Source organism: Bacillus sp. OTU2372 (genome assembly GCF_038440275.1).
GTDB classification, from domain to species: domain Bacteria; phylum Bacillota; class Bacilli; order Bacillales; family Cytobacillaceae; genus Neobacillus; species Neobacillus bataviensis_B.
This window is the reverse complement of record NZ_JASATK010000006.1, coordinates 242,792-260,646: the sequence shown is the minus strand read 5'-3', so window position 1 is coordinate 260,646 and position 17,855 is coordinate 242,792. Positions and strand designations below refer to the sequence as shown.

Sequence of the window (17,855 nt, the reverse complement as noted above, 5' to 3'; positions counted from 1 at the left end):
ATTACGACGCCTTTTTCTTATTTATTAAACATGGACGAACTATGAAGCGGCTGAATTCTTGCTTTTGGATCAATGTAGGATTTCGCGTTATTGACAGCAGTTGGTGCTTCGCCAAATCCACAGGCAATTAGTTTAGTTTTTCCGGCATATGTACAAATATCTCCTGCTGCGTAAATGCCTGGTATATTGGTTTCCATTTTTGAGTTTACGACAATGGAGTTCTTTTCAATTTCAAGTCCCCATTCCTTAATTGGACCCAGTGATGAAACAAACCCGTAATTACAAATAACCGAATCGACATCAATGGTTTCCGTTTCTTCACCGTTTACGGTCTTTAGGACAACTTGTTTAATTCCGTTAGTGTCACCGATTAACTCTGCAGGAACATAAGGAGTTTTTACTTCAACCTTTGAGTTATAGAGGTTCTCAACACTGTGCTCATGGGCGCGGAACTTTTCACGGCGGTGAACAATTGTTACCTTTGCAGCAATAGGCTCAAGCATTAACGCCCAGTCGACAGCAGAGTCTCCGCCGCCAAATACAACCACTTTTTGCCCTGCGAACTGATGTAAGTCTTCAATAAAGTAATAGAGGTTTTTCTTTTCATATTGCCCTGCACTTTCAAGCTCTAAACGACGAGGCTGGAATGCCCCGTTACCGGCTGTAATAATGACCGATTTGCTATAATGGGCTTCCTGATTAGTTGTTAATTTAAAGACGCCATCTTTTTGTTTTTCAAGCTTTTCAACTGACTGCTCTAGTACGACTGTCGGTTCGAATTTTGCCATCTGTACTTTCAAATTATTTATCAATTCTTGAGCGCGGATTTTTGGAAAACCTGCTACATCATAAATATATTTTTCCGGATATAGGGCTGACAACTGGCCGCCAAGCTGTGGTAAGCTCTCAATGATTTTTACTGATGCTTGTCTCATACCGCCATAAAAGGCAGTAAATAGACCTGTAGGACCGCCGCCAATAATGGTAATATCAAAAATTTTTTGATTCGTTTGCATCCGAATCCCCCCATCAAGTATAACAAACTCCATTCCTTATATATTATAAATAACATCATCCACATATCCATTATTGTGAACATTTAGACAAATTAATTTTTATATAAATAAAATCAACTAAAATATTTTATAAATGGCTTGAAAATAGAGGGAAATTAGCATAAGATGTATTGTGGATATATTGTTAAGATTGTGTGACAGAATAAGTACAGTTATGTGAATGAGTCTCTATTCATCTTATTCATTCTTTTACTTTAAAATGCCTCACACGTTCCTATGTACTGATCGTCATTTCTTTTTCTTTATTCCTATTCGTGAATTATATCACATAATTTTTTTGCTATGTATCGTGAAGTATCTCACATACATTAATTTTCAGCTAAATAAAATAAAAATGGTCATAGCAGTGGAAGATAAGAAAAAGGGCATTTATACAAAAAATATTATAAAAGGTGGAAGTGATCACTTTGAGAAAGCCTAAAATTGTGATTCTTGGTGCAGGTTACGGCGGACTTCTTACAACAGTTCGTTTGCAAAAGTTAATCGGCGTAAATGAAGCGGATATTGTGTTAGTAAATAAAAATGACTACCATTATGAAACAACATGGTTACATGAGGCCTCTGCTGGTACGCTTCACCATGATAAGGTTCGCTATGATATTCGTGATGTCATCGACCGCAGTAAGGTTGATTTCGTTCAGGATACCGTTGTAGAGATTAATAAAGATGAAAAGAAAGTTATTTTAGAAAAAGGCGAAGTTGATTATGATTACCTTGTCATTGCCCTTGGCGGTGAGCCGGAAACTTTCGGTATCAAAGGTCTAAAGGAATATGCATTTGGAATTACCAATGTCAATTCTGCTCGTCAATTACGTGAGCATATTGAGTATCAATTTGCTACTTACAATATGGAAGAAGAAAAGAACGACAATCGTCTTTCTATCGTTGTTGGTGGTGCTGGTTTTACGGGAATTGAATTCCTTGGTGAGTTAACAAACCGGATTCCAGAACTGTGCCATGAATATGATGTGGATTTCCACAAGGTAAAAATTTATTGTGTGGAAGCAGCCCCAACTGTATTGCCAGGATTCGATCCGGAGCTAGTAAATTACGCAGTTTCTACTCTAGAGCGTAAAGGTGTAGAGTTTTTAATTGGTACAGCGATTAAGGAAGCTGTTCCTGGCGGTATTCTTGTAGCAAAAGGCGATGCTGAGCCATATGAAATTAAGTCTGAAACCGTTGTTTGGGCTGCAGGTGTACGTGGTAACTCTGTCATCGAAAAATCAGGTTTTGAAGCAATGAGAGGCCGTGTTAAGGTGCAGCCAGATCTACGCGTTCCTGGATTTGATAATGTCTTCATTATTGGTGACAGCTCTCTTGTTATTAACGAAGAAATCAATCGTCCATACCCACCAACAGCACAAATCGCGATGCAGCAGGGTGAGGTTGTAGCGAAAAATATTGCGGCTTTAGTTCGTAATAAGTCTGAGCTAGAAACCTTTACGTTCGATAATAAAGGTACCGTATGTTCACTAGGTGAAGATGATGCGATCGGTGTGGTTTTTGGTAAAAAGCTTACCGGCGGAAAAGCTTCCTTTATGAAAAAAGTAGTCGATAACCGTGCCCTTTACATGATCGGCGGAGCAGGTATGGTATTGAAAAAAGGTAAATTTAATCTATTCTAACTGAAAAGCGGAAGCGCCTTGAACAGAGGCGACAGGCATAAGACGAGCTGGCGAGAAGGCTGCTCTTTAGCCTTCTTGACAGATTGACTTATGACCCCGAGCCTCTAGGCGCTGTAGTTAGACATTGCTCAAAGTTTTATGGATTAGAATATTTTCTTACAAAAAAGGACAGAGACATTCTGTCCTTTTTTGCTATGATTATAAAGAGATACTTCGAAAATGGGGGTGTTTACATGAGCAGTCTTGAGAAACGCGGAAAGGTTTGGCTGGCCGTTTCCGGTTTAGTGAGATCGAGTGAAGGGGAATGGCTCGTTGTAAAAAAGAGATACGGCGGCTTAAAAGGCAAATGGTCCCTGCCTGCCGGATTTGTGGATGAGGGAGAAACAGCGGATCAGGCTGTTTTAAGAGAAGTGAAGGAAGAAACCGGAATCGATTGTACGATTAAGGGGCTGCTTGGACTAAGGACAGGTGTTATCAAAGGGGAAATTAGTGATAATTTGCTTGTATTTTTACTAGAGCCATCCGGAGAGCTAACCATTACTCATCAAGATAAGGAACTGTATGAGGCACGTTTTATGGCACCAGAGGAGCTTAGTTTAGAAAAGGATGCCTCCATACTATTACATTATTTAATCCATGAAAGTCTCTCAGTCATTAAACCTGGAACAAATGATATTAACCCCGGAAACCAGTTCGGCTACACTTCCTATAAATTATTTTTTTAATTTTTTGATAAATTAAGCAACCTATCGTAAATGGAAGATAATCTAACATGTATCCGTTTTCATATTCAATTTTGCGTGAATTTAGCTCTTTTCTTTTTCGCAAATCCTTGGTATATTATCAGAAAATTAAGTTAATATCTAAAGGAGGCGAAAGAGATGACTGTGGAAACGATTGATACAACCAAAACTTGTGATTATTGTGAGGGGAAGGGTTATTTTCAATTAGTACTTGGCGGTTCGGAGACATGCCCAAACTGTGAAGGAACTGGTAAGAATAAAGATAACTAAGCATTTCAGCTTCTTACTCTAAGAGGCTATTTTTTTTGTTTACTTTTTTTAAAATTGTCCATCACCATCTTGGTCGTATGCTAAACGGGCACTTGTGCTATTCTTCTTGACTCTTCCTGGGCTTTTTAAGTACACTAATTGATGTATAAAGGGGGAATTGTCGGATGCAGATGAGCATAGTAGTCCTAATCATCTCAATTGTGCTATTTTTTGTCTTATTTTTTGGAATCGGTTTTATCCTGAATATGCTCTTAAGGATGTCATGGGTAATGGCAATTATTTACCCCATCATAGCCATCTTTATTGTTGATAAAGTAGAGTTTGTGGAGTACTTTACAAATAGTAAACATGCCTTTCGGGATCTCGGCGCAAGAATCAGCACGTTAGCTACAGCGGATATACTTATTTTGATTAGCGGTCTAGCAGGCGCGATTGCGGCTGGTTTTACAATAAAACTATTACGAAAAAGTGGATATCAAATGTTTTAGGACTTTTACGGTGGTGTAAAGGTCTTTTTTTGTCTCGTTATAATCATTTTTCACCCCAAAATTGTATATTTCCCTTCACTTTGGGAATGAATATTTTTGGAGGGTGAAAAATTCAATGATTAAAATGAAAAATTGGACGAAACGATTTGCAATGTTTTGCTTGTTTATAATGGCATTAGCTGCAACCTTTCAGTCCATTACTGGCGTAAGTGCGAAATCGTTCATTCTGCCATTTGCGTCAGCGCTTTCGTTTACGAAACCTGTTTCTGGAGAATCAACTCCGCTCCTCGAGGATGCGTTTGATTGGTCTAAGTATCCAAAATATACAGTGACCGCTACAGGCTATACGGCAGGATATGAATCCACTGGGAAAAGCCAGGGGCATCCTGAATATGGAATTACTTACTCAGGTGTAAAAGTGAAACGTGACCTATTTTCAACCGTAGCCGCTGATCTAAACGTTTTTCCCATCGGTACCATTCTATTTATCCCTGGTTATGGATATGGAGTTGTAGCGGATAAGGGAGGCGCGATAAAGGGAAATGAGTTAGACCTTTATTATAAGACTGTGGAGGATGTATATAGGCAGTGGGGTAAAAAGCAGGTCAATGTCTATGTCATTCAAAAAGGAAATGGACATCTTACCGAACAGGAATTGCTAACCTTAAATAATGATAAAACGCTTCAGGTATTCCGCGGGCAGTATACAAGCTCGGAAAAAAGATAACAATTCGATGAATTCGGCAGGCCCTTGAGCCTGCTTTTTACATTCATTAGATTCTCGAAATAAAATGATCTTTTCGTTATAATGTAGATGTATATTTTGGGGGTGAAGGAACATGTTTCATGTAAAAAAAGAATTAGACTTAACGGCGGGTCATGAGGGTTGGGTCGTAGGTTTATTTGAAAGACCTGAAAAATTTACAGGAGTATTAGCCGGCTTAGATGAAAAATTTGACGGACAATTAACCGAGTTAGTGAAGTCAGGTGACCTTTCAGCTAAGCTCAAAAGCATAACTAAAGTACATACTTTTGGAAAAATTGGTGCAAAGCGAATCTATTTTGTGGGACTAGGAAAAGAAAAAGATTTATCCTTCGATAAGCTTCGGGTAGCTTTTGGAAAGATCTTTAAGCAGCTAAAGCTAAATAAACATGTGGAAACAGCTGTTTATTTAGATACGTTTGTTAGTGAAGAACTGGATAGTTTAGATGCCGCTCATGCTTTGAGTGAGGCCATGGCGCTCTCCACGTATCAATTTGATGGATATAAACAAAAATCGAATGAGCCTGAGAAAAGACTTGAAAATGTAACTGTTTATAGTGCTGCCGCCGAAGAAGAGGATGTGCAGGCATCTTTAGTGGTTGGCTATGCATTCGGAAAGGCAACCAATTCGGCCCGCACGCTTGTGAATACTCCAGGTAATTTATTGACGGCTACAGATTTAGCGAACTATGCTTCAGAACTAGCTGCTAAATACGACTTTGAAGTCGAAATTCTTGATAAAGCGGAGATTGAGAAGTTAGGAATGGGGGCATTCCTCGCCGTTAATAAAGGGTCAGTCGAACCTCCTAAAATGATTGTTTTAAAATATCAAGGAAAAGATGAATGGACCGATGTTATTGGGTTGGTCGGAAAAGGGATTACCTTCGATACAGGCGGGTATTCCATCAAAACAAAGGCTGGCATTGTTGGGATGAAAACCGATATGGGCGGGGCAGCAGCCGTTCTTGGTGCGATGAAAATAATCGGTGAAATTAGACCAGAGCAAAATGTTGTTGCGGTTATTCCTTCTACCGATAATATGATCTCGGGTGGAGCCTTTAAACCAGATGATGTGATTACATCCATGAATGGTAAAACGATTGAGGTCTTAAACACGGATGCAGAGGGACGTCTAGTTTTAGCTGATGCGGTTACATATGCAAAACATCATGGTGCTAATTATTTAGTAGATGTGGCTACCCTAACAGGCGGAGTCATTACTGCACTTGGTCTGCATACCACTGGTGCAATGACTAATCATGATGGTTTGTATGAGCAAGTTTTGGAAGCATCTGTTGAAGCAGGAGAACAGATGTGGTTATTGCCGTTGTTTGAGACGGAGAAGGAACGTGTTCGCAACAGTAAAGTGGCCGATTTAAATAATTCGCCAGGAAGCGAGGGACACGCCCTTGTAGCGGGCGCCTTTATTGGTGAGTTTACGGAAGGCACGCCATGGGTGCATTTAGATATTGCCGGAACTGCCACCACATCAAAAGAAAATGACTTAGGTCCAGCAGGTGCTACTGGTGTTATGACCCGTACCCTTGCGCTGTTTGTAGAACGCTTTGAGCCAATTAAAAAATAAACCTAAATCTGCTGGAAAGATTCCGGCAGATTTTTTTTGACACCGTCATACGCCGCTAAACGGGCGCTTCCGCTTTTCTATTTGCCCACTCCAATCCCTGTGTTTCCGCATATGAAATAGTGTAGGCAAGTAGCTTAGAAAAAGGAGGTAATATGATATGTACCCATATCGAAGCCCGTACCCGGTACAGGATCAACGATTTATAGGTCTTGGCTGGCCGTTAGCGATAGGTGGTCTTAGCTTTTTAGGAGGTTTACTTGGCGGGGGAATAGGTGCTTCTTTTGGAGCCCGGCCATTTTATGGTTACCCAGGAGGATTCGGTGGTTATCCAGGATTCGGTGGATACCCAGGATTCGGTGGTTATCCAGGAGGATTCGGTGGCTACCCTGGAGTCGGATACCCTGGTTTCGTTTAAATCCCGTTAAAAACAGCTCTTGCAGCTGTTTTTTCTTTTTCCAACATAAAGGAATATGAACAAAAGTGAAGAATAGTTTAATATGAAATTAGAATATGTACCGGAGGGGTAAGATGATTAAAGATACATTAATTGAAGCACTCGGAATAGAAATAACGCTGCTAGAGCCTGGGAAAGTAGTTGCGGTTATGCCAGTTGATCACCGGACAAAACAGCCATTTGGATTGCTGCATGGAGGGGCATCCGTTGCCTTAGCAGAGACCGTTGCAAGCCTTGGAGCTTACGAACTCGTTGACAAAGAAACAGAAGCAGTTGCTGGATTGGAAATAAACGCTAATCATGTCCGCCCGAAAACGGACGGGGTTGTCACAGCAGTAGGAACAATTTTGCATCAGGGTAAAACAACGATGGTCTGGGATATTAAAATTACCGATGAACAAGACCGTCTCATTTGTGTTTCAAGATGTACAATGGCCGTTATTAAACATAAAAAATAATACCTGACAAAAGAATGGTTTTTCCATTCTTTTTTTTGTGTCCATTGTACAAAAATTTAAAAAATTCTAATGAATTTCATGTTATAATAAAAAAAATAGAAAAAAAGCACAATTTTTTGTACATGTATCTTTATATAATGGTAGTAAGATGGAATAAGAGAAGGTGGTGAATGTAATGAGAGTAAAGAAGCAATATTTATTTATTGATTTTGAGTTTACAATGCCAGAGAGAAATGTTCGTATGAAGGATTTTTTCGCGGAAATTATTGAGGTGGGAATTGTTGCTATTGTGGACGATCAAGTAACCGAACAATTTTCTTCCTATGTAACCCCGTTAAAATTTCCGAAACTATCCGAACGCTGCAAATCATTCTTACATATCACGCAGCAACAGGTGGACAGGGGATTAACCATTTACGAGCTCATTAAGAAATTGGCGGAATTCAATAAGGACAATGTTGACACAACCATCGTTACTTGGGGAAACATGGATATGAAGGTACTGCGGCAAAATTGTTTAATGGCGGGAGTTCCGTTCCCGTTTAAGGGAGCAGAATTAGATTTATCAATGGAATATAAACGATTCTTTGGAGACCAAAATCAAACAGGTCTATGGAAAGCCGTTCAGGAATATGGGAAGGAAGGGACAGGTAAACACCATCGGGCATTGGATGATGCCTTGACTACCTATAATATATTCAAGCTAGTCGAAAAGGATAAACGCTATTTGGAAAAACCAAAACCGACCACCATCGGCGACCGAATTGATTTTTCAAAGCTCTTAAATGAATTTGCATAAAAGGCCAAATCACTCAAACTGATTTGGCCTTTATATGTGTGATCAAATCTTATAATCTCTTTCCAAGGATTCCAAAGCTCGAATGCTCATTTCTGCCCACTCTGAATTTGCTTCCGTCAATTCCTTTTTCATCTTCCCTAAAGCTTCTTTTAGAGATTCCTGATAATCAGGAACTTCGCCCTCAAACGGTTTAACCATTTGTTTAGGAACATTCGTCTGCTCCCGGTAACTAAGGGCTTTTCTCTCATGAAACATGAGGACATCCGCATCCTTTGGATGGTGGAGGTCACCTTGCATAGGATGTTTCACAACCGCCAACACCCTGACTAAGTAATGTTGTGGGCGTACTTCAGTAATTTCACCAATATACTTCCCTGTCTTATAAATCCCCGTAACCACATTGCCAACTTGTAATTCTGTCACATCATCCACCCCAATAGTATAATATTCACTTGATTCCACTCCTTCATTATGACTAAATTAAAAACATAGTGCAAAAAGTTTAAAGTGAGAAAATGGAGGGATGATAAATGAGAAAGAAAGGGCCATTTATATTTATTTTATTAACGATTGTTCTGATGTTGGCTGCGTGTGGGACAAGCCAGAAGAAAGATGGCGAAGCATCCTCAAACACAAAAACTACAGCGCCAAAACCAGAGCAAAAGGAAGGAGCAAAGCAAGTGGCAGATACATCATATCCACAGCTTTCAACAGAAGTAGCTGAAAATGAAAAATTAGTGGAAATGGAAACCTCAATGGGGACAATTAAAATTAAACTATTCCCAGAGTATGCTCCAAAGGCTGTCGAAAACTTTGTCAAGCACAGTCAGGATGGATACTACGATGGATTGATTTTTCATCGGGTGATCAAGGACTTTATGATTCAAGGCGGCGACCCAAAGGGGAACGGAACCGGCGGTGAAAGTATTTGGAAAACTCCATTTGAGGATGAATTCTCTGAAAATCTTTTCAATCTTCGCGGAGCCTTATCCATGGCAAATGCGGGAGCCAATACGAATGGGAGTCAGTTTTTTATTGTTCAGAAAACAACATTGGATCCTGCAATGAAAGAGCAAATGGACAAGGCGGGCTATCCTAAGGAAATCATTGATGCCTATGATAAAAACGGTGGTACACCGTGGCTGGACCACCGTCATACCGTTTTCGGCCAGGTGATCGAAGGAATGGACATTGTGGATAAAATTGCAGATGTAAAAGTGGATGCAAAGGACAAACCAGAGCAAGATGTCGTGATCAAAGGGATTAAAGTATTAAAATAGACTTTGAAAATTGTCCAGCTCCAGCGCCTGGTCAAGGCGCTTCCGCTTTTCTGTTGGTACGGAATTCTTTTTGTTGCTATAATAAAGTGAACTTATTAGTGCCTTAAGAGAAAGGGAGAAGAAAAATGTTTCTGCCATCCGTACTAGCATTATTTTTGTACTTTCCTGAAGATAAAAGAGAATACATTCCTGCAGCCATTACGTGTGTTATTTTTTTAATCGGTGCATTATTAACCATGCGTCTCATTATCAAAATTTCAAACCGAGAAGCCTTAAAAACAAAAGAGTTAGAAGAACAAATAAACAAGAATCAAACTACGCAAAGGAACAGTTAAACACGACTGTTCCTTTTATCTTTCCATAAGCCACTTCTTTCCACTTTTTAGAATAGTTCAAGGGTTGATTGCCGATACTAATCCCAAATTGTCTTAAATGGGGGGAAACTATGAAGAAAAGCTGGATGCTTATTCCGCTTCTCCTGCTTACGGGGTGTATGGAAAAAGAAGTGAAACAGTTAGACGTACAAATATATAATCCATCTGGAGATTCGCTCGGGACCATAACGCTTGCTGAGCAGTCGAGCGGTGTTAAAATGACCGTGGATTTAACTGGACTTCCTGCAGGAGAACATGCCATACATATACATGAATCTGGTACATGCAAGGCCCCTGATTTTAAATCGGCGGGGAACCATTTTAATCCCGAAACTAAACAGCATGGTCTTTTGCATCCAAAAGGAGCCCATGCGGGAGATCTGCCAAATTTAATTGTCGAGAATGACGGGTCAGTAAAGGCTGAATTAATGGCACCTAATGTTACCTTAAAAAACGGAAAAAAATCTCTGTTTACAAAAGAAGGGACTTCCATTGTTATTCACGAAGGTAAAGATGATGGAATGACCCAGCCGGCGGGGGATTCTGGAAATCGAATTGCCTGTGGTGAAATTTCTAAAGAAAAGAAGACTGAGCAAAAAAAGGCACAAGACGAAAAACAATAGGTTACAAGCTATCCCGAGGGATAGTTTATTTTTTTTTGCTTCCCTAGGTATCTATCTAAGCTTATCCAAAAAGTGGACATACACTATTAGCGAGAATGTAAGGAGGCGATTTTTTTGGAAAAAAGACAATTTGGCGGATTTCCAGGACAAATGGGTGGATTCCCACAAATGGGAGGATTCCCACAAATGGGAGGATCCCCACAAATGGGTGGATTCCCACAAATGGGTGGATTTCCACAAATGGGAGGAATTCCACAAATGGGAGGATCCCCGCAAATGGGAGGATTCCCACAAATGGGAGGATCCCCGCAAATGGGTGGATTCCCGCAAATGGGTGGATTCCCGCAAATGGGTGGATTCCCACAAATGGGAGGATTCCCGCAAATGGGTGGATTTCCACAAATGGGAGGATTCCCACAAATGGGAGGATCACCACAAATGGGCGGTCAGCAGCAAATGGGCTTTCCTCAAGGTATGGGCGGAATGGGCGGATCCATGCAAGGGCAACAACCAACTTCTTTCGGCCAACGGAAAAAAGATAAGTAATAACTAGCAAAAATAATGAAAGAAAAACCTGTTCTTTTGGTAAAAAGAGCAGGTTCTTCTTTTTCGCTTGATTTCATGGCCATCTTTTTAGACAATGAATACATCCATTCAAAAACAATCACGGGGTGCTTATTCTTATGCAGGCTAAACTTTATTATCAGGATGCATACATACATAGCTTTTCTGCAACTATTTTAAAGCAAGAAAGCGATGAAACGGGCAAAAATTATGTTGTCCTTAATCAAACAGCCTTTTATCCAACCGGAGGCGGACAGCCGCATGACACAGGTCGAATCGCGGACAGGGCCGTTATTGACGTAGAAGAAGTTAACGGTGAAATTCGTCATTATCTTGACGCTCCATTACAGGTCGCAGGTTCTGATGTAAGCTGTACAATTGATTGGGAAAGAAGATTCGACCATATGCAGCAGCATGCGGGTCAGCATATTTTATCGGCTGCCTTTGACCGTTTGTTTGGCTATAAAACAGTTGGCTTCCATATGGGAACCGAAAACCTAACCATTGACTTAGCGACGGAAGCATTAACAAAGGAAGAAGCCTCAAAAGCGGAAGAGCTTGCTAACAAAATCATTCTCGAGAACCGCCCTATAGAAACAAAATGGGTTACAGAGGCAGAATTGTCCCAATATGATTTAAGGAAAGAGACAAAGGTAAAAGAAGATATCCGGCTTGTGATCATCCCCGACTTTGACTATAATGGCTGCGGCGGAACGCATCCAAAGGCAACCGGTGAGGTCAGTGCTATTAAGATTTTAGATTGGGAAAAGCAACGTAAAAATATCCGGATTCAATTTGCCTGTGGCTTGCGTGTGATCAAAAAGCTTGAGGAGAAACAATACGTGTTACACCAATTAACCAACCTCTTGAATGCCCCAGAAAAGGGCATGCAGCAAGCTGTCATCCGATTGTTGGAAAATGAGAAACAACTGACAAAAGCACTTGAACAATCCAAAGAATCCTTACTCCAATATGAAGCGAAGGAGCTGGCAGGAAAAGATCAAACTGTCGTGACGAAGGTTTTTGAAAACAGGACAATCCAAGAGCTCCAGAAACTTGCCCGTATGGTTGTTTCCAATCATGAAAACAGTCTCGTCTTTTTTGTTTCAACGGATGGGCCTCGCTTACAAGTGGTTCTAGCAAAAGGAAAAGAACGGACAGAGAATATGAAAAAACTGATCGGCGAGATTTTGCCGATGATTAATGGTAAGGGCGGAGGGAATGATTCCTTTGCCCAAGGCGGTGGAGAGGCTCTCCTGACCGGTGAGCAAATCCTAAATAAGCTTTTAACCTTGATGAACTAAGCCATGTAATTATGTTAGAATAGCTAATATAAAAGGATGGAGGGGAAATATGCGAAAAGAGGTACAGACCAACCTGCAGTTTGTAGACGTCTTGAATCAATGGGATCCTTTTCACTTAGATGGTGGCGATTATGATACAGAAATAGCAGATACAATTCAAGCTGTTCATGAGCTGGATGACCCTTTAAAGTTAGCAGAACGCATTCAATCTATTTATGAATTTTCATTCGAAAAAATGATTCCAATCGACGAATGTCGTAAAATTGCGATAGATTTGTTAGTCATTAAAGAAAACCAATCCTGCTCATTGTAAGTTAAGAAAATCTGGTTGAATAAACGGCAAAAAAAGAGGACAACCTGTTGGATTGTCCTCTCAAAAAGGGGGAATACTAGAAAGCTTTATAATTAAAGTTTTCCCATTTCTCCCATTTTCATACATAAAAAATGAATTAAAATAAAAAAACGGTAAATTATACCGTTTTAAATTAAATATTTTCAAGGATTCACAGTGGTATTTTGCTGTAATAACTCAGATGCAGGTATATCTAGAACAGTAGATAATTTTAAGATTGTCTGATTACTTGGAATTTGTTCCCCTGCTTCATATTTAGCGATTGTAAGGGTTCCTACTCTAATCTTTTGAGCTAGTTCCTCTTGAGTCATATTAAGCATTTCACGGCCCATTTTGATGGTTTGCCCAATTGAATTCATACCGTTCACCTCATCTTTAAAAGATATTTTCTCACTATTATTATAGCATGGTAATACTCCTTTTTCCTTATGCAATTATGAACTTTATGTTAAGGTGTTCAAAGGGCTGTACGTATTTCTCGATAATTTTGATTAAAGGTCTTGTTTATGATATAATTTTTTAATGCGTATATAAGGGAAAAAATAATTATTTACTTAGGAGTGTTTTCATGACAGAAAATATTGAAGTTGGAAGTATTTTAACAGGTAAGGTAACAGGAATTCAACCGTACGGGGCATTTGTTGCGTTAGATGATAATACACAAGGTCTTGTTCATATTTCGGAAATCACGCACGGTTATGTAAAAGATATTAATGAACATCTTAAAGTTGGAGATGAGATTAAGGTTAAAGTCTTATCAATAGATGAAGGCGCTGGGAAAATCGGCCTTTCCATCCGTGCTACTGAAGAAGCACCGGTGCAACAGGCTGCTAAACCAAAGAAACCTCGTAAACGTCAAGCTGCAGCGATCATTCCTGAAGCAGATGGGCAACAAGGTTTTAATACCTTAAAAGATAAACTGCAAGAATGGATTGACCAATCTTCACGTGAAGAAGTTAAAAAGTAAACAGAATCTAAGCCTGGGCCAGATCTTTTTGTATCTTTGGACTAGGCTTATTTTTTTATTTTTGTTGGAAATTATAAATGTAATTCGATGTGTATATAAAAATTAATAGAAAAAATGTTCATTCTTTTTTAGGGCTCGGCTACAATAGAAGTGTCTATACATAAAATTCGGAAATAAACAGGGAGGAAAATACATGGATACAAGAAAAAGCTCAAATGAATTGATCAAGCAAACAGAGAAGTATGGTGCCCATAATTATCATCCACTGCCAATCGTGATTTCACGCGCTGAAGGGGTCTGGGTGGAAGACCCAGAGGGAAACAAATACATGGACATGCTTAGTGCATACTCTGCGCTTAATCAAGGCCACCGTCACCCTAAGATTGTCCAGGCATTAAAAGATCAGGCAGATAAGGTTACGTTAACTTCTCGTGCTTTTCATAATGACCAGCTTGGTCCATGGTATGAAAAGGTTTGCAAATTAACGAACAAAAACATGGTACTGCCGATGAATACCGGTGCGGAGGCGGTGGAGACGGCTGTTAAGGCGGCAAGGCGCTGGAGCTACGATGTAAAAGGCTTGGCTGAAGACCAAGCTGAAATCATCGCTTGTATTGGGAATTTCCATGGAAGAACAATGACGGCAGTGTCCCTATCATCTGATGCTGAATATAAGCGTGGATTTGGCCCCATGCTGCCAGGTATCAAGTTAATTCCATATGGTGACCTAGAGGCGCTAAAAGCAGCGATTACACCAAACACAGCAGCGTTTTTAATTGAGCCAATTCAAGGGGAAGCCGGGATTATCATCCCGCCAGAAGGCTTTATGAAGGCGGCATTCGATGTTTGTAAAGAAAACAATGTCCTGTTTATTGCTGATGAAATCCAATCAGGCTTAGCGCGGACCGGTAAAATGTTTGCCAGTGAGTGGGAAGGGTTTGAACCGGATATGTATATCCTCGGTAAAGCCCTAGGCGGCGGCGTCTTCCCAATCTCCTGTGTGGTGGCCAACAAAGAGATATTAGGCGTATTCAATCCTGGCTCACACGGTTCGACCTTCGGAGGAAATCCAATGGCCTGTGCCGTTTCCATCGCGGCTTTAGATGTTCTAGTCGACGAAAAGCTTGCCGAAAAATCATTGGAGCTTGGGAAGTACTTTATCAATAAATTGAAAGCAATCAACAATCCAAAGATTAAGGAAGTGCGCGGCCGAGGTTTATTTATTGGAGTGGAATTGACAGAATCAGCCCGGAAATATTGTGAACAACTAAAAGAATATGGACTATTATGCAAAGAAACACATGAAACTGTCATTCGTTTTGCACCGCCGCTTGTGATTACAAAAGAAGAATTAGACTGGGCTATTGAACGGATTAACAAAGTACTTGGATAATCAAGAATTAACTAGGGGTGCCAACATGGTGACGATGGATGAGGAGACAGTGGTTGCTGAACAATTGGATTTACTTGCATCGACAAAAATTGTAATTCACGATGCCTTAAAAAAACTCGGATATCATCAGGATATGTTTCATCTTTTGGAGGAACCGTTGAAATCCATCACCGTCAGGATTCCTGTTCGGATGGATGATGGCTCCACTAAGATTTTTAAAGGCTTTCGTTCCCAGCATAATGATGCAGTCGGACCGACAATGGGGGGAATCCGATTCCATCCAAAAGTAACAGAGGATGAAGTAAAGGCATTATCGATGTGGATGAGTATGAAGTGCGGAATTTGTGACCTGCCATTTGGCGGAGGTAAGGGCGGGATTATTTGTAACCCTAGGACCATGTCCTTTGGAGAACTAGAGCGGTTAAGCCGTGGGTATGTCCGCGCCATCAGCCAAATGGTTGGACCAACTAAGGATATTCCTTCCCCTGAGCTGTATACGAATTCGCAAGTTATCGCCTGGATGCTTGATGAATACAGCCGTCTCAGGCAAAATGACTCCCCGGGCTTTATCACCGGAAAACCTTTGGTTCTAGGCGGTTCCGAGGGATGGGAAAAAGCAGGAGCAAAAGGGATTACTCTTTGTATTGAAGAAGCGGCCAAGAGGCGTGGAATCTCGATCAAAGGAGCTCGGGTGATTGTCCAGGGCTTTGGAAATGCAGGGGGATATGTCGCCAAGTTTTTACATGACGCGGGGGCATTAATAATTGGTATATCCGATGTTTACGGTGCCCTTTATTACCCTGATGGATTAGATGTTGATTATCTTCTGGATCGCCGGGATAGCTTTGGAACGATTACCACGCTGTTTGATAGTGTGATGACAAACGAAGAGCTCCTTATAAAAGAATGTGATATTTTAGTGCCCGCAGCGATTGCGAATCAAATAACCGCTGAAAATGCCTACAATATTAAAGCCAAAATTGTCGCAGAAGCGGCGAGCGGACCCACAACACTTGAGGCGACAAATATTCTTTCTGAGCGTAATATTTTGCTCATCCCCGATGTTTTAGCAGGAGCAGGAAGTGTGATCGTCTCCTATATGGAATGGGTTCAAAACAATCAGGGGCTTTATTGGGATGAAGAAGAGATAGAAGAAAAATTACGAGAACAGATTATCCGTGCCTTCGGTCGAATTTATGAGCTGGCACAAAGCAGCCATATCGATATGCGCCTTGCTGCTTATATGGTGGGAGTGAAAAAACTGGCGGAAGCGGCCCTTTTAAGGGGCTGGGTCTAAAAAATTCCTTGTATCGTACATCGATACAGGGAATTTTTTTTGTAAGCGGGGAAAAAATATAACTTTGAAAATGGTGAAACATCATCGTTCTAATGTGTTATTAAAAATTCGAGAGTACGACAGATAAGAAGGGGGTCTCATCCCCTAAGGACCACAGTCTAGTTTTTTGCAAAATGGAACATTTTAAATAATAATAGTAATTGAAAAGGAAGGTGTTAATCTGTGGAGAATTTTACATTTTTGAATCCAACCAAATTAATTTTTGGAAAAGGCCAGCTAAAACAATTAAAAACAGAAATCCCGCCATATGGAAAAAAAGTATTACTTGTTTATGGCGGCGGAAGTATTAAAAAAAGCGGCCTCTACGATAATGTGATTGGCATCTTAGCTGAAATAGGAGCTCAGGTTTTTGAACTTTCTGGTGTGGAACCGAATCCACGTATTTCAACAGCTAGAAAAGGTGTGGAAATTTGTAAAAGAGAAGGTATCGAGTTCATTTTAGCAGTAGGAGGCGGTAGTGTCATTGACTGTACCAAACTGATTGCCGCAGGTGCTAAATATGAAGGAGATCCTTGGGATATTGTGATTAGGAAAACTGCAGCACGTGAAGCTCTGCCGTTTGGAACGGTTTTGACACTTGCAGCAACTGGTTCTGAGATGAATTCTGGCTCCGTTATTACCAATTGGGAAACCAATGAGAAATACGGATGGGGAAGTGCTGTTACATTCCCGAAATTTTCAATCCTTGACCCGGTAAATACCTTTACCGTTCCTAGAAACCAAACCATTTACGGCATGGTCGATATGATGTCCCATGTGTTAGAACATTACTTCCATCTAGAAGAAAATACAGATTTTCAAGACCGCATGTGTGAGTCCTTGCTGATTACAGTAATGGAGACCGCTCCCAAGTTACTAGCAGACCTTGAAAACTATGAACATCGCGCTACGATTCTTTATGCCGGTACAATGGCATTGAACGGCATGGTAAATATGGGCTATCATGGCGATTGGGCAACACACAACTTAGAACACGCGGTATCTGCAGTCTATGATATTCCACACGGCGGTGGATTGGCGATTCTTTTCCCTCACTGGATGGAGCATAATCTAAGTGTGAAACCTGAGCGCTTTAACAAGCTCGCTGTCAGGGTGTTCGGCATTGATCCTGAAGGCAAGACTGCGGAGGAAGCTGGTTTAGAAGGAATTCGTAAACTGCGTCAATTCTGGAACAGCATTGAGGCTCCTAGTCGTCTAGCAGATTATGATATTGATGACAGTAAGATCGAACTAATGGCAGACCGTGCGATGGTCAATGGGGAGTTTGGTAACTTTAAAAAGCTAAACCGTGACGACGTACTAGACATTTACCGTGCATCTTTATAAAAGTAGGAAATTGTCGAAAATGGGTACGCTTTCATGAGCTGAGGTTTCTTGATA

General features: G+C 40.6%; 22 protein-coding genes. 19 read left to right on the top strand and 3 right to left on the bottom strand.

Annotation, left to right across the window (positions count from 1 at the left end; all coding sequences use genetic code 11):
• Positions 1–17: 17 nt before the first annotated feature.
• Positions 18–1,016, bottom strand: a complete 999-nt coding sequence (locus AAHB15_RS13160) for an NAD(P)/FAD-dependent oxidoreductase (protein WP_335571958.1) — start codon at positions 1,014–1,016, stop codon at positions 18–20.
• A gap of 467 nt (positions 1,017–1,483) precedes the next feature.
• On the opposite strand from AAHB15_RS13160, the gene AAHB15_RS13155 reads away from it, so the two are divergent.
• The 9 genes from AAHB15_RS13155 (at position 1,484) to kapD (ending at position 8,261) form a co-directional block, all read left to right on the top strand.
• Positions 1,484–2,701 (top strand): NAD(P)/FAD-dependent oxidoreductase, encoded by a 1,218-nt coding sequence (locus AAHB15_RS13155; protein WP_335571959.1) that lies wholly within the window; start codon positions 1,484–1,486, stop codon positions 2,699–2,701.
• Between the two features lie 233 nt (positions 2,702–2,934).
• Positions 2,935–3,426 (top strand): NUDIX hydrolase, encoded by a 492-nt coding sequence (locus tag AAHB15_RS13150; protein WP_342042569.1) that lies wholly within the window; start codon positions 2,935–2,937, stop codon positions 3,424–3,426.
• A gap of 156 nt (positions 3,427–3,582) precedes the next feature.
• Positions 3,583–3,714, top strand: coding sequence for a YuiA family protein (locus AAHB15_RS13145; RefSeq protein ID WP_186446515.1), 132 nt, complete (start codon positions 3,583–3,585; stop codon positions 3,712–3,714).
• Between the two features lie 164 nt (positions 3,715–3,878).
• A complete protein-coding gene (locus AAHB15_RS13140; protein WP_335571961.1) occupies positions 3,879–4,202 on the top strand; it encodes a YuiB family protein in 324 nt (107 codons plus the stop codon).
• Positions 4,203–4,317: 115 nt separating this feature from the next.
• Positions 4,318–4,929, top strand: coding sequence for a 3D domain-containing protein (locus AAHB15_RS13135; RefSeq protein ID WP_144566398.1), 612 nt, complete (start codon positions 4,318–4,320; stop codon positions 4,927–4,929).
• 112 nt (positions 4,930–5,041) lie between these two features.
• Positions 5,042–6,550, top strand: a complete 1,509-nt coding sequence (locus AAHB15_RS13130; protein WP_342042568.1) for a leucyl aminopeptidase — start codon at positions 5,042–5,044, stop codon at positions 6,548–6,550.
• 157 nt (positions 6,551–6,707) lie between these two features.
• Complete coding sequence (locus tag AAHB15_RS13125) at positions 6,708–6,965, top strand: hypothetical protein (RefSeq protein ID WP_176541077.1); 258 nt, start codon at positions 6,708–6,710, stop codon at positions 6,963–6,965.
• 113 nt (positions 6,966–7,078) lie between these two features.
• On the top strand, positions 7,079–7,462 hold the full coding sequence (locus tag AAHB15_RS13120) for a hotdog fold thioesterase (RefSeq protein WP_176541078.1): 384 nt from the start codon (positions 7,079–7,081) through the stop codon (positions 7,460–7,462).
• Between the two features lie 175 nt (positions 7,463–7,637).
• Positions 7,638–8,261 (top strand): 3'-5' exonuclease KapD, encoded by a 624-nt coding sequence (gene kapD, locus AAHB15_RS13115; protein ID WP_335571963.1) that lies wholly within the window; start codon positions 7,638–7,640, stop codon positions 8,259–8,261.
• 42 nt (positions 8,262–8,303) lie between these two features.
• Here kapD and AAHB15_RS13110 read toward each other — a convergent pair whose 3' ends face one another.
• Positions 8,304–8,684, bottom strand: a complete 381-nt coding sequence (locus AAHB15_RS13110) for a kinase-associated lipoprotein B (protein WP_342042567.1) — start codon at positions 8,682–8,684, stop codon at positions 8,304–8,306.
• A 107-nt stretch (positions 8,685–8,791) separates the two neighbouring features.
• On the opposite strand from AAHB15_RS13110, the gene AAHB15_RS13105 reads away from it, so the two are divergent.
• The 6 genes from AAHB15_RS13105 to AAHB15_RS13080 all read left to right on the top strand — a co-directional run bounded on the left by AAHB15_RS13105 (position 8,792) and on the right by AAHB15_RS13080 (position 12,719).
• The gene (locus tag AAHB15_RS13105; protein ID WP_335571965.1) at positions 8,792–9,541 is read left to right on the top strand and encodes a peptidylprolyl isomerase; all 750 of its coding nucleotides are present in this window, start codon (positions 8,792–8,794) and stop codon (positions 9,539–9,541) included.
• A gap of 125 nt (positions 9,542–9,666) precedes the next feature.
• Positions 9,667–9,876 (top strand): hypothetical protein, encoded by a 210-nt coding sequence (locus AAHB15_RS13100; protein WP_335571966.1) that lies wholly within the window; start codon positions 9,667–9,669, stop codon positions 9,874–9,876.
• A gap of 110 nt (positions 9,877–9,986) precedes the next feature.
• Entirely contained in the window at positions 9,987–10,538 is a 552-nt protein-coding gene (locus tag AAHB15_RS13095) for a superoxide dismutase family protein (RefSeq protein WP_335571967.1), read from the top strand.
• A gap of 114 nt (positions 10,539–10,652) precedes the next feature.
• Positions 10,653–11,084: a hypothetical protein gene (locus AAHB15_RS13090; protein WP_342042566.1), complete on the top strand. Its 432-nt coding sequence runs from the start codon at positions 10,653–10,655 to the stop codon at positions 11,082–11,084.
• A 137-nt stretch (positions 11,085–11,221) separates the two neighbouring features.
• Positions 11,222–12,406, top strand: coding sequence for an alanyl-tRNA editing protein (locus AAHB15_RS13085; RefSeq protein WP_342042565.1), 1,185 nt, complete (start codon positions 11,222–11,224; stop codon positions 12,404–12,406).
• 49 nt (positions 12,407–12,455) lie between these two features.
• Positions 12,456–12,719 (top strand): DUF1871 family protein, encoded by a 264-nt coding sequence (locus AAHB15_RS13080; protein ID WP_098528067.1) that lies wholly within the window; start codon positions 12,456–12,458, stop codon positions 12,717–12,719.
• Positions 12,720–12,901: 182 nt separating this feature from the next.
• On the opposite strand, the gene AAHB15_RS13075 is transcribed toward AAHB15_RS13080, so the two are convergent.
• Positions 12,902–13,117 (bottom strand): helix-turn-helix domain-containing protein, encoded by a 216-nt coding sequence (locus AAHB15_RS13075; RefSeq protein ID WP_144566390.1) that lies wholly within the window; start codon positions 13,115–13,117, stop codon positions 12,902–12,904.
• A 209-nt stretch (positions 13,118–13,326) separates the two neighbouring features.
• Between AAHB15_RS13075 and yugI the strand changes: the two genes are divergently transcribed.
• The 4 genes from yugI (at position 13,327) to AAHB15_RS13055 (ending at position 17,801) form a co-directional block, all read left to right on the top strand.
• Entirely contained in the window at positions 13,327–13,725 is a 399-nt protein-coding gene (gene yugI, locus AAHB15_RS13070; protein WP_144566389.1) for a S1 domain-containing post-transcriptional regulator GSP13, read from the top strand.
• A 193-nt stretch (positions 13,726–13,918) separates the two neighbouring features.
• Complete coding sequence (locus tag AAHB15_RS13065; protein ID WP_342042564.1) at positions 13,919–15,118, top strand: ornithine--oxo-acid transaminase; 1,200 nt, start codon at positions 13,919–13,921, stop codon at positions 15,116–15,118.
• A 25-nt stretch (positions 15,119–15,143) separates the two neighbouring features.
• Entirely contained in the window at positions 15,144–16,415 is a 1,272-nt protein-coding gene (locus AAHB15_RS13060) for a Glu/Leu/Phe/Val family dehydrogenase (protein ID WP_335572033.1), read from the top strand.
• 222 nt (positions 16,416–16,637) lie between these two features.
• On the top strand, positions 16,638–17,801 hold the full coding sequence (locus AAHB15_RS13055; RefSeq protein WP_342042563.1) for an iron-containing alcohol dehydrogenase: 1,164 nt from the start codon (positions 16,638–16,640) through the stop codon (positions 17,799–17,801).
• Positions 17,802–17,855: the final 54 nt, after the last annotated feature.

Coding starts and splice junctions, on each gene's coding strand:
- AAHB15_RS13080 (WP_098528067.1), top strand. CDS start 12,456: ATGCGAAAAGAGGTACAGACCAACCTGCAGTTTGTAGACGTCTTGAAT.
- AAHB15_RS13100 (WP_335571966.1), top strand. CDS start 9,667: ATGTTTCTGCCATCCGTACTAGCATTATTTTTGTACTTTCCTGAAGAT.
- AAHB15_RS13120 (WP_176541078.1), top strand. CDS start 7,079: ATGATTAAAGATACATTAATTGAAGCACTCGGAATAGAAATAACGCTG.
- AAHB15_RS13075 (WP_144566390.1), bottom strand. CDS start 13,117: ATGAATTCAATTGGGCAAACCATCAAAATGGGCCGTGAAATGCTTAAT.
- AAHB15_RS13150 (WP_342042569.1), top strand. CDS start 2,935: ATGAGCAGTCTTGAGAAACGCGGAAAGGTTTGGCTGGCCGTTTCCGGT.
- yugI (WP_144566389.1), top strand. CDS start 13,327: ATGACAGAAAATATTGAAGTTGGAAGTATTTTAACAGGTAAGGTAACA.
- AAHB15_RS13085 (WP_342042565.1), top strand. CDS start 11,222: ATGCAGGCTAAACTTTATTATCAGGATGCATACATACATAGCTTTTCT.
- AAHB15_RS13105 (WP_335571965.1), top strand. CDS start 8,792: ATGAGAAAGAAAGGGCCATTTATATTTATTTTATTAACGATTGTTCTG.
- AAHB15_RS13125 (WP_176541077.1), top strand. CDS start 6,708: ATGTACCCATATCGAAGCCCGTACCCGGTACAGGATCAACGATTTATA.
- AAHB15_RS13160 (WP_335571958.1), bottom strand. CDS start 1,016: ATGCAAACGAATCAAAAAATTTTTGATATTACCATTATTGGCGGCGGT.
- AAHB15_RS13095 (WP_335571967.1), top strand. CDS start 9,987: ATGAAGAAAAGCTGGATGCTTATTCCGCTTCTCCTGCTTACGGGGTGT.
- AAHB15_RS13140 (WP_335571961.1), top strand. CDS start 3,879: ATGCAGATGAGCATAGTAGTCCTAATCATCTCAATTGTGCTATTTTTT.
- AAHB15_RS13065 (WP_342042564.1), top strand. CDS start 13,919: ATGGATACAAGAAAAAGCTCAAATGAATTGATCAAGCAAACAGAGAAG.
- AAHB15_RS13145 (WP_186446515.1), top strand. CDS start 3,583: ATGACTGTGGAAACGATTGATACAACCAAAACTTGTGATTATTGTGAG.
- AAHB15_RS13135 (WP_144566398.1), top strand. CDS start 4,318: ATGATTAAAATGAAAAATTGGACGAAACGATTTGCAATGTTTTGCTTG.
- AAHB15_RS13130 (WP_342042568.1), top strand. CDS start 5,042: ATGTTTCATGTAAAAAAAGAATTAGACTTAACGGCGGGTCATGAGGGT.
- kapD (WP_335571963.1), top strand. CDS start 7,638: ATGAGAGTAAAGAAGCAATATTTATTTATTGATTTTGAGTTTACAATG.
- AAHB15_RS13060 (WP_335572033.1), top strand. CDS start 15,144: ATGGTGACGATGGATGAGGAGACAGTGGTTGCTGAACAATTGGATTTA.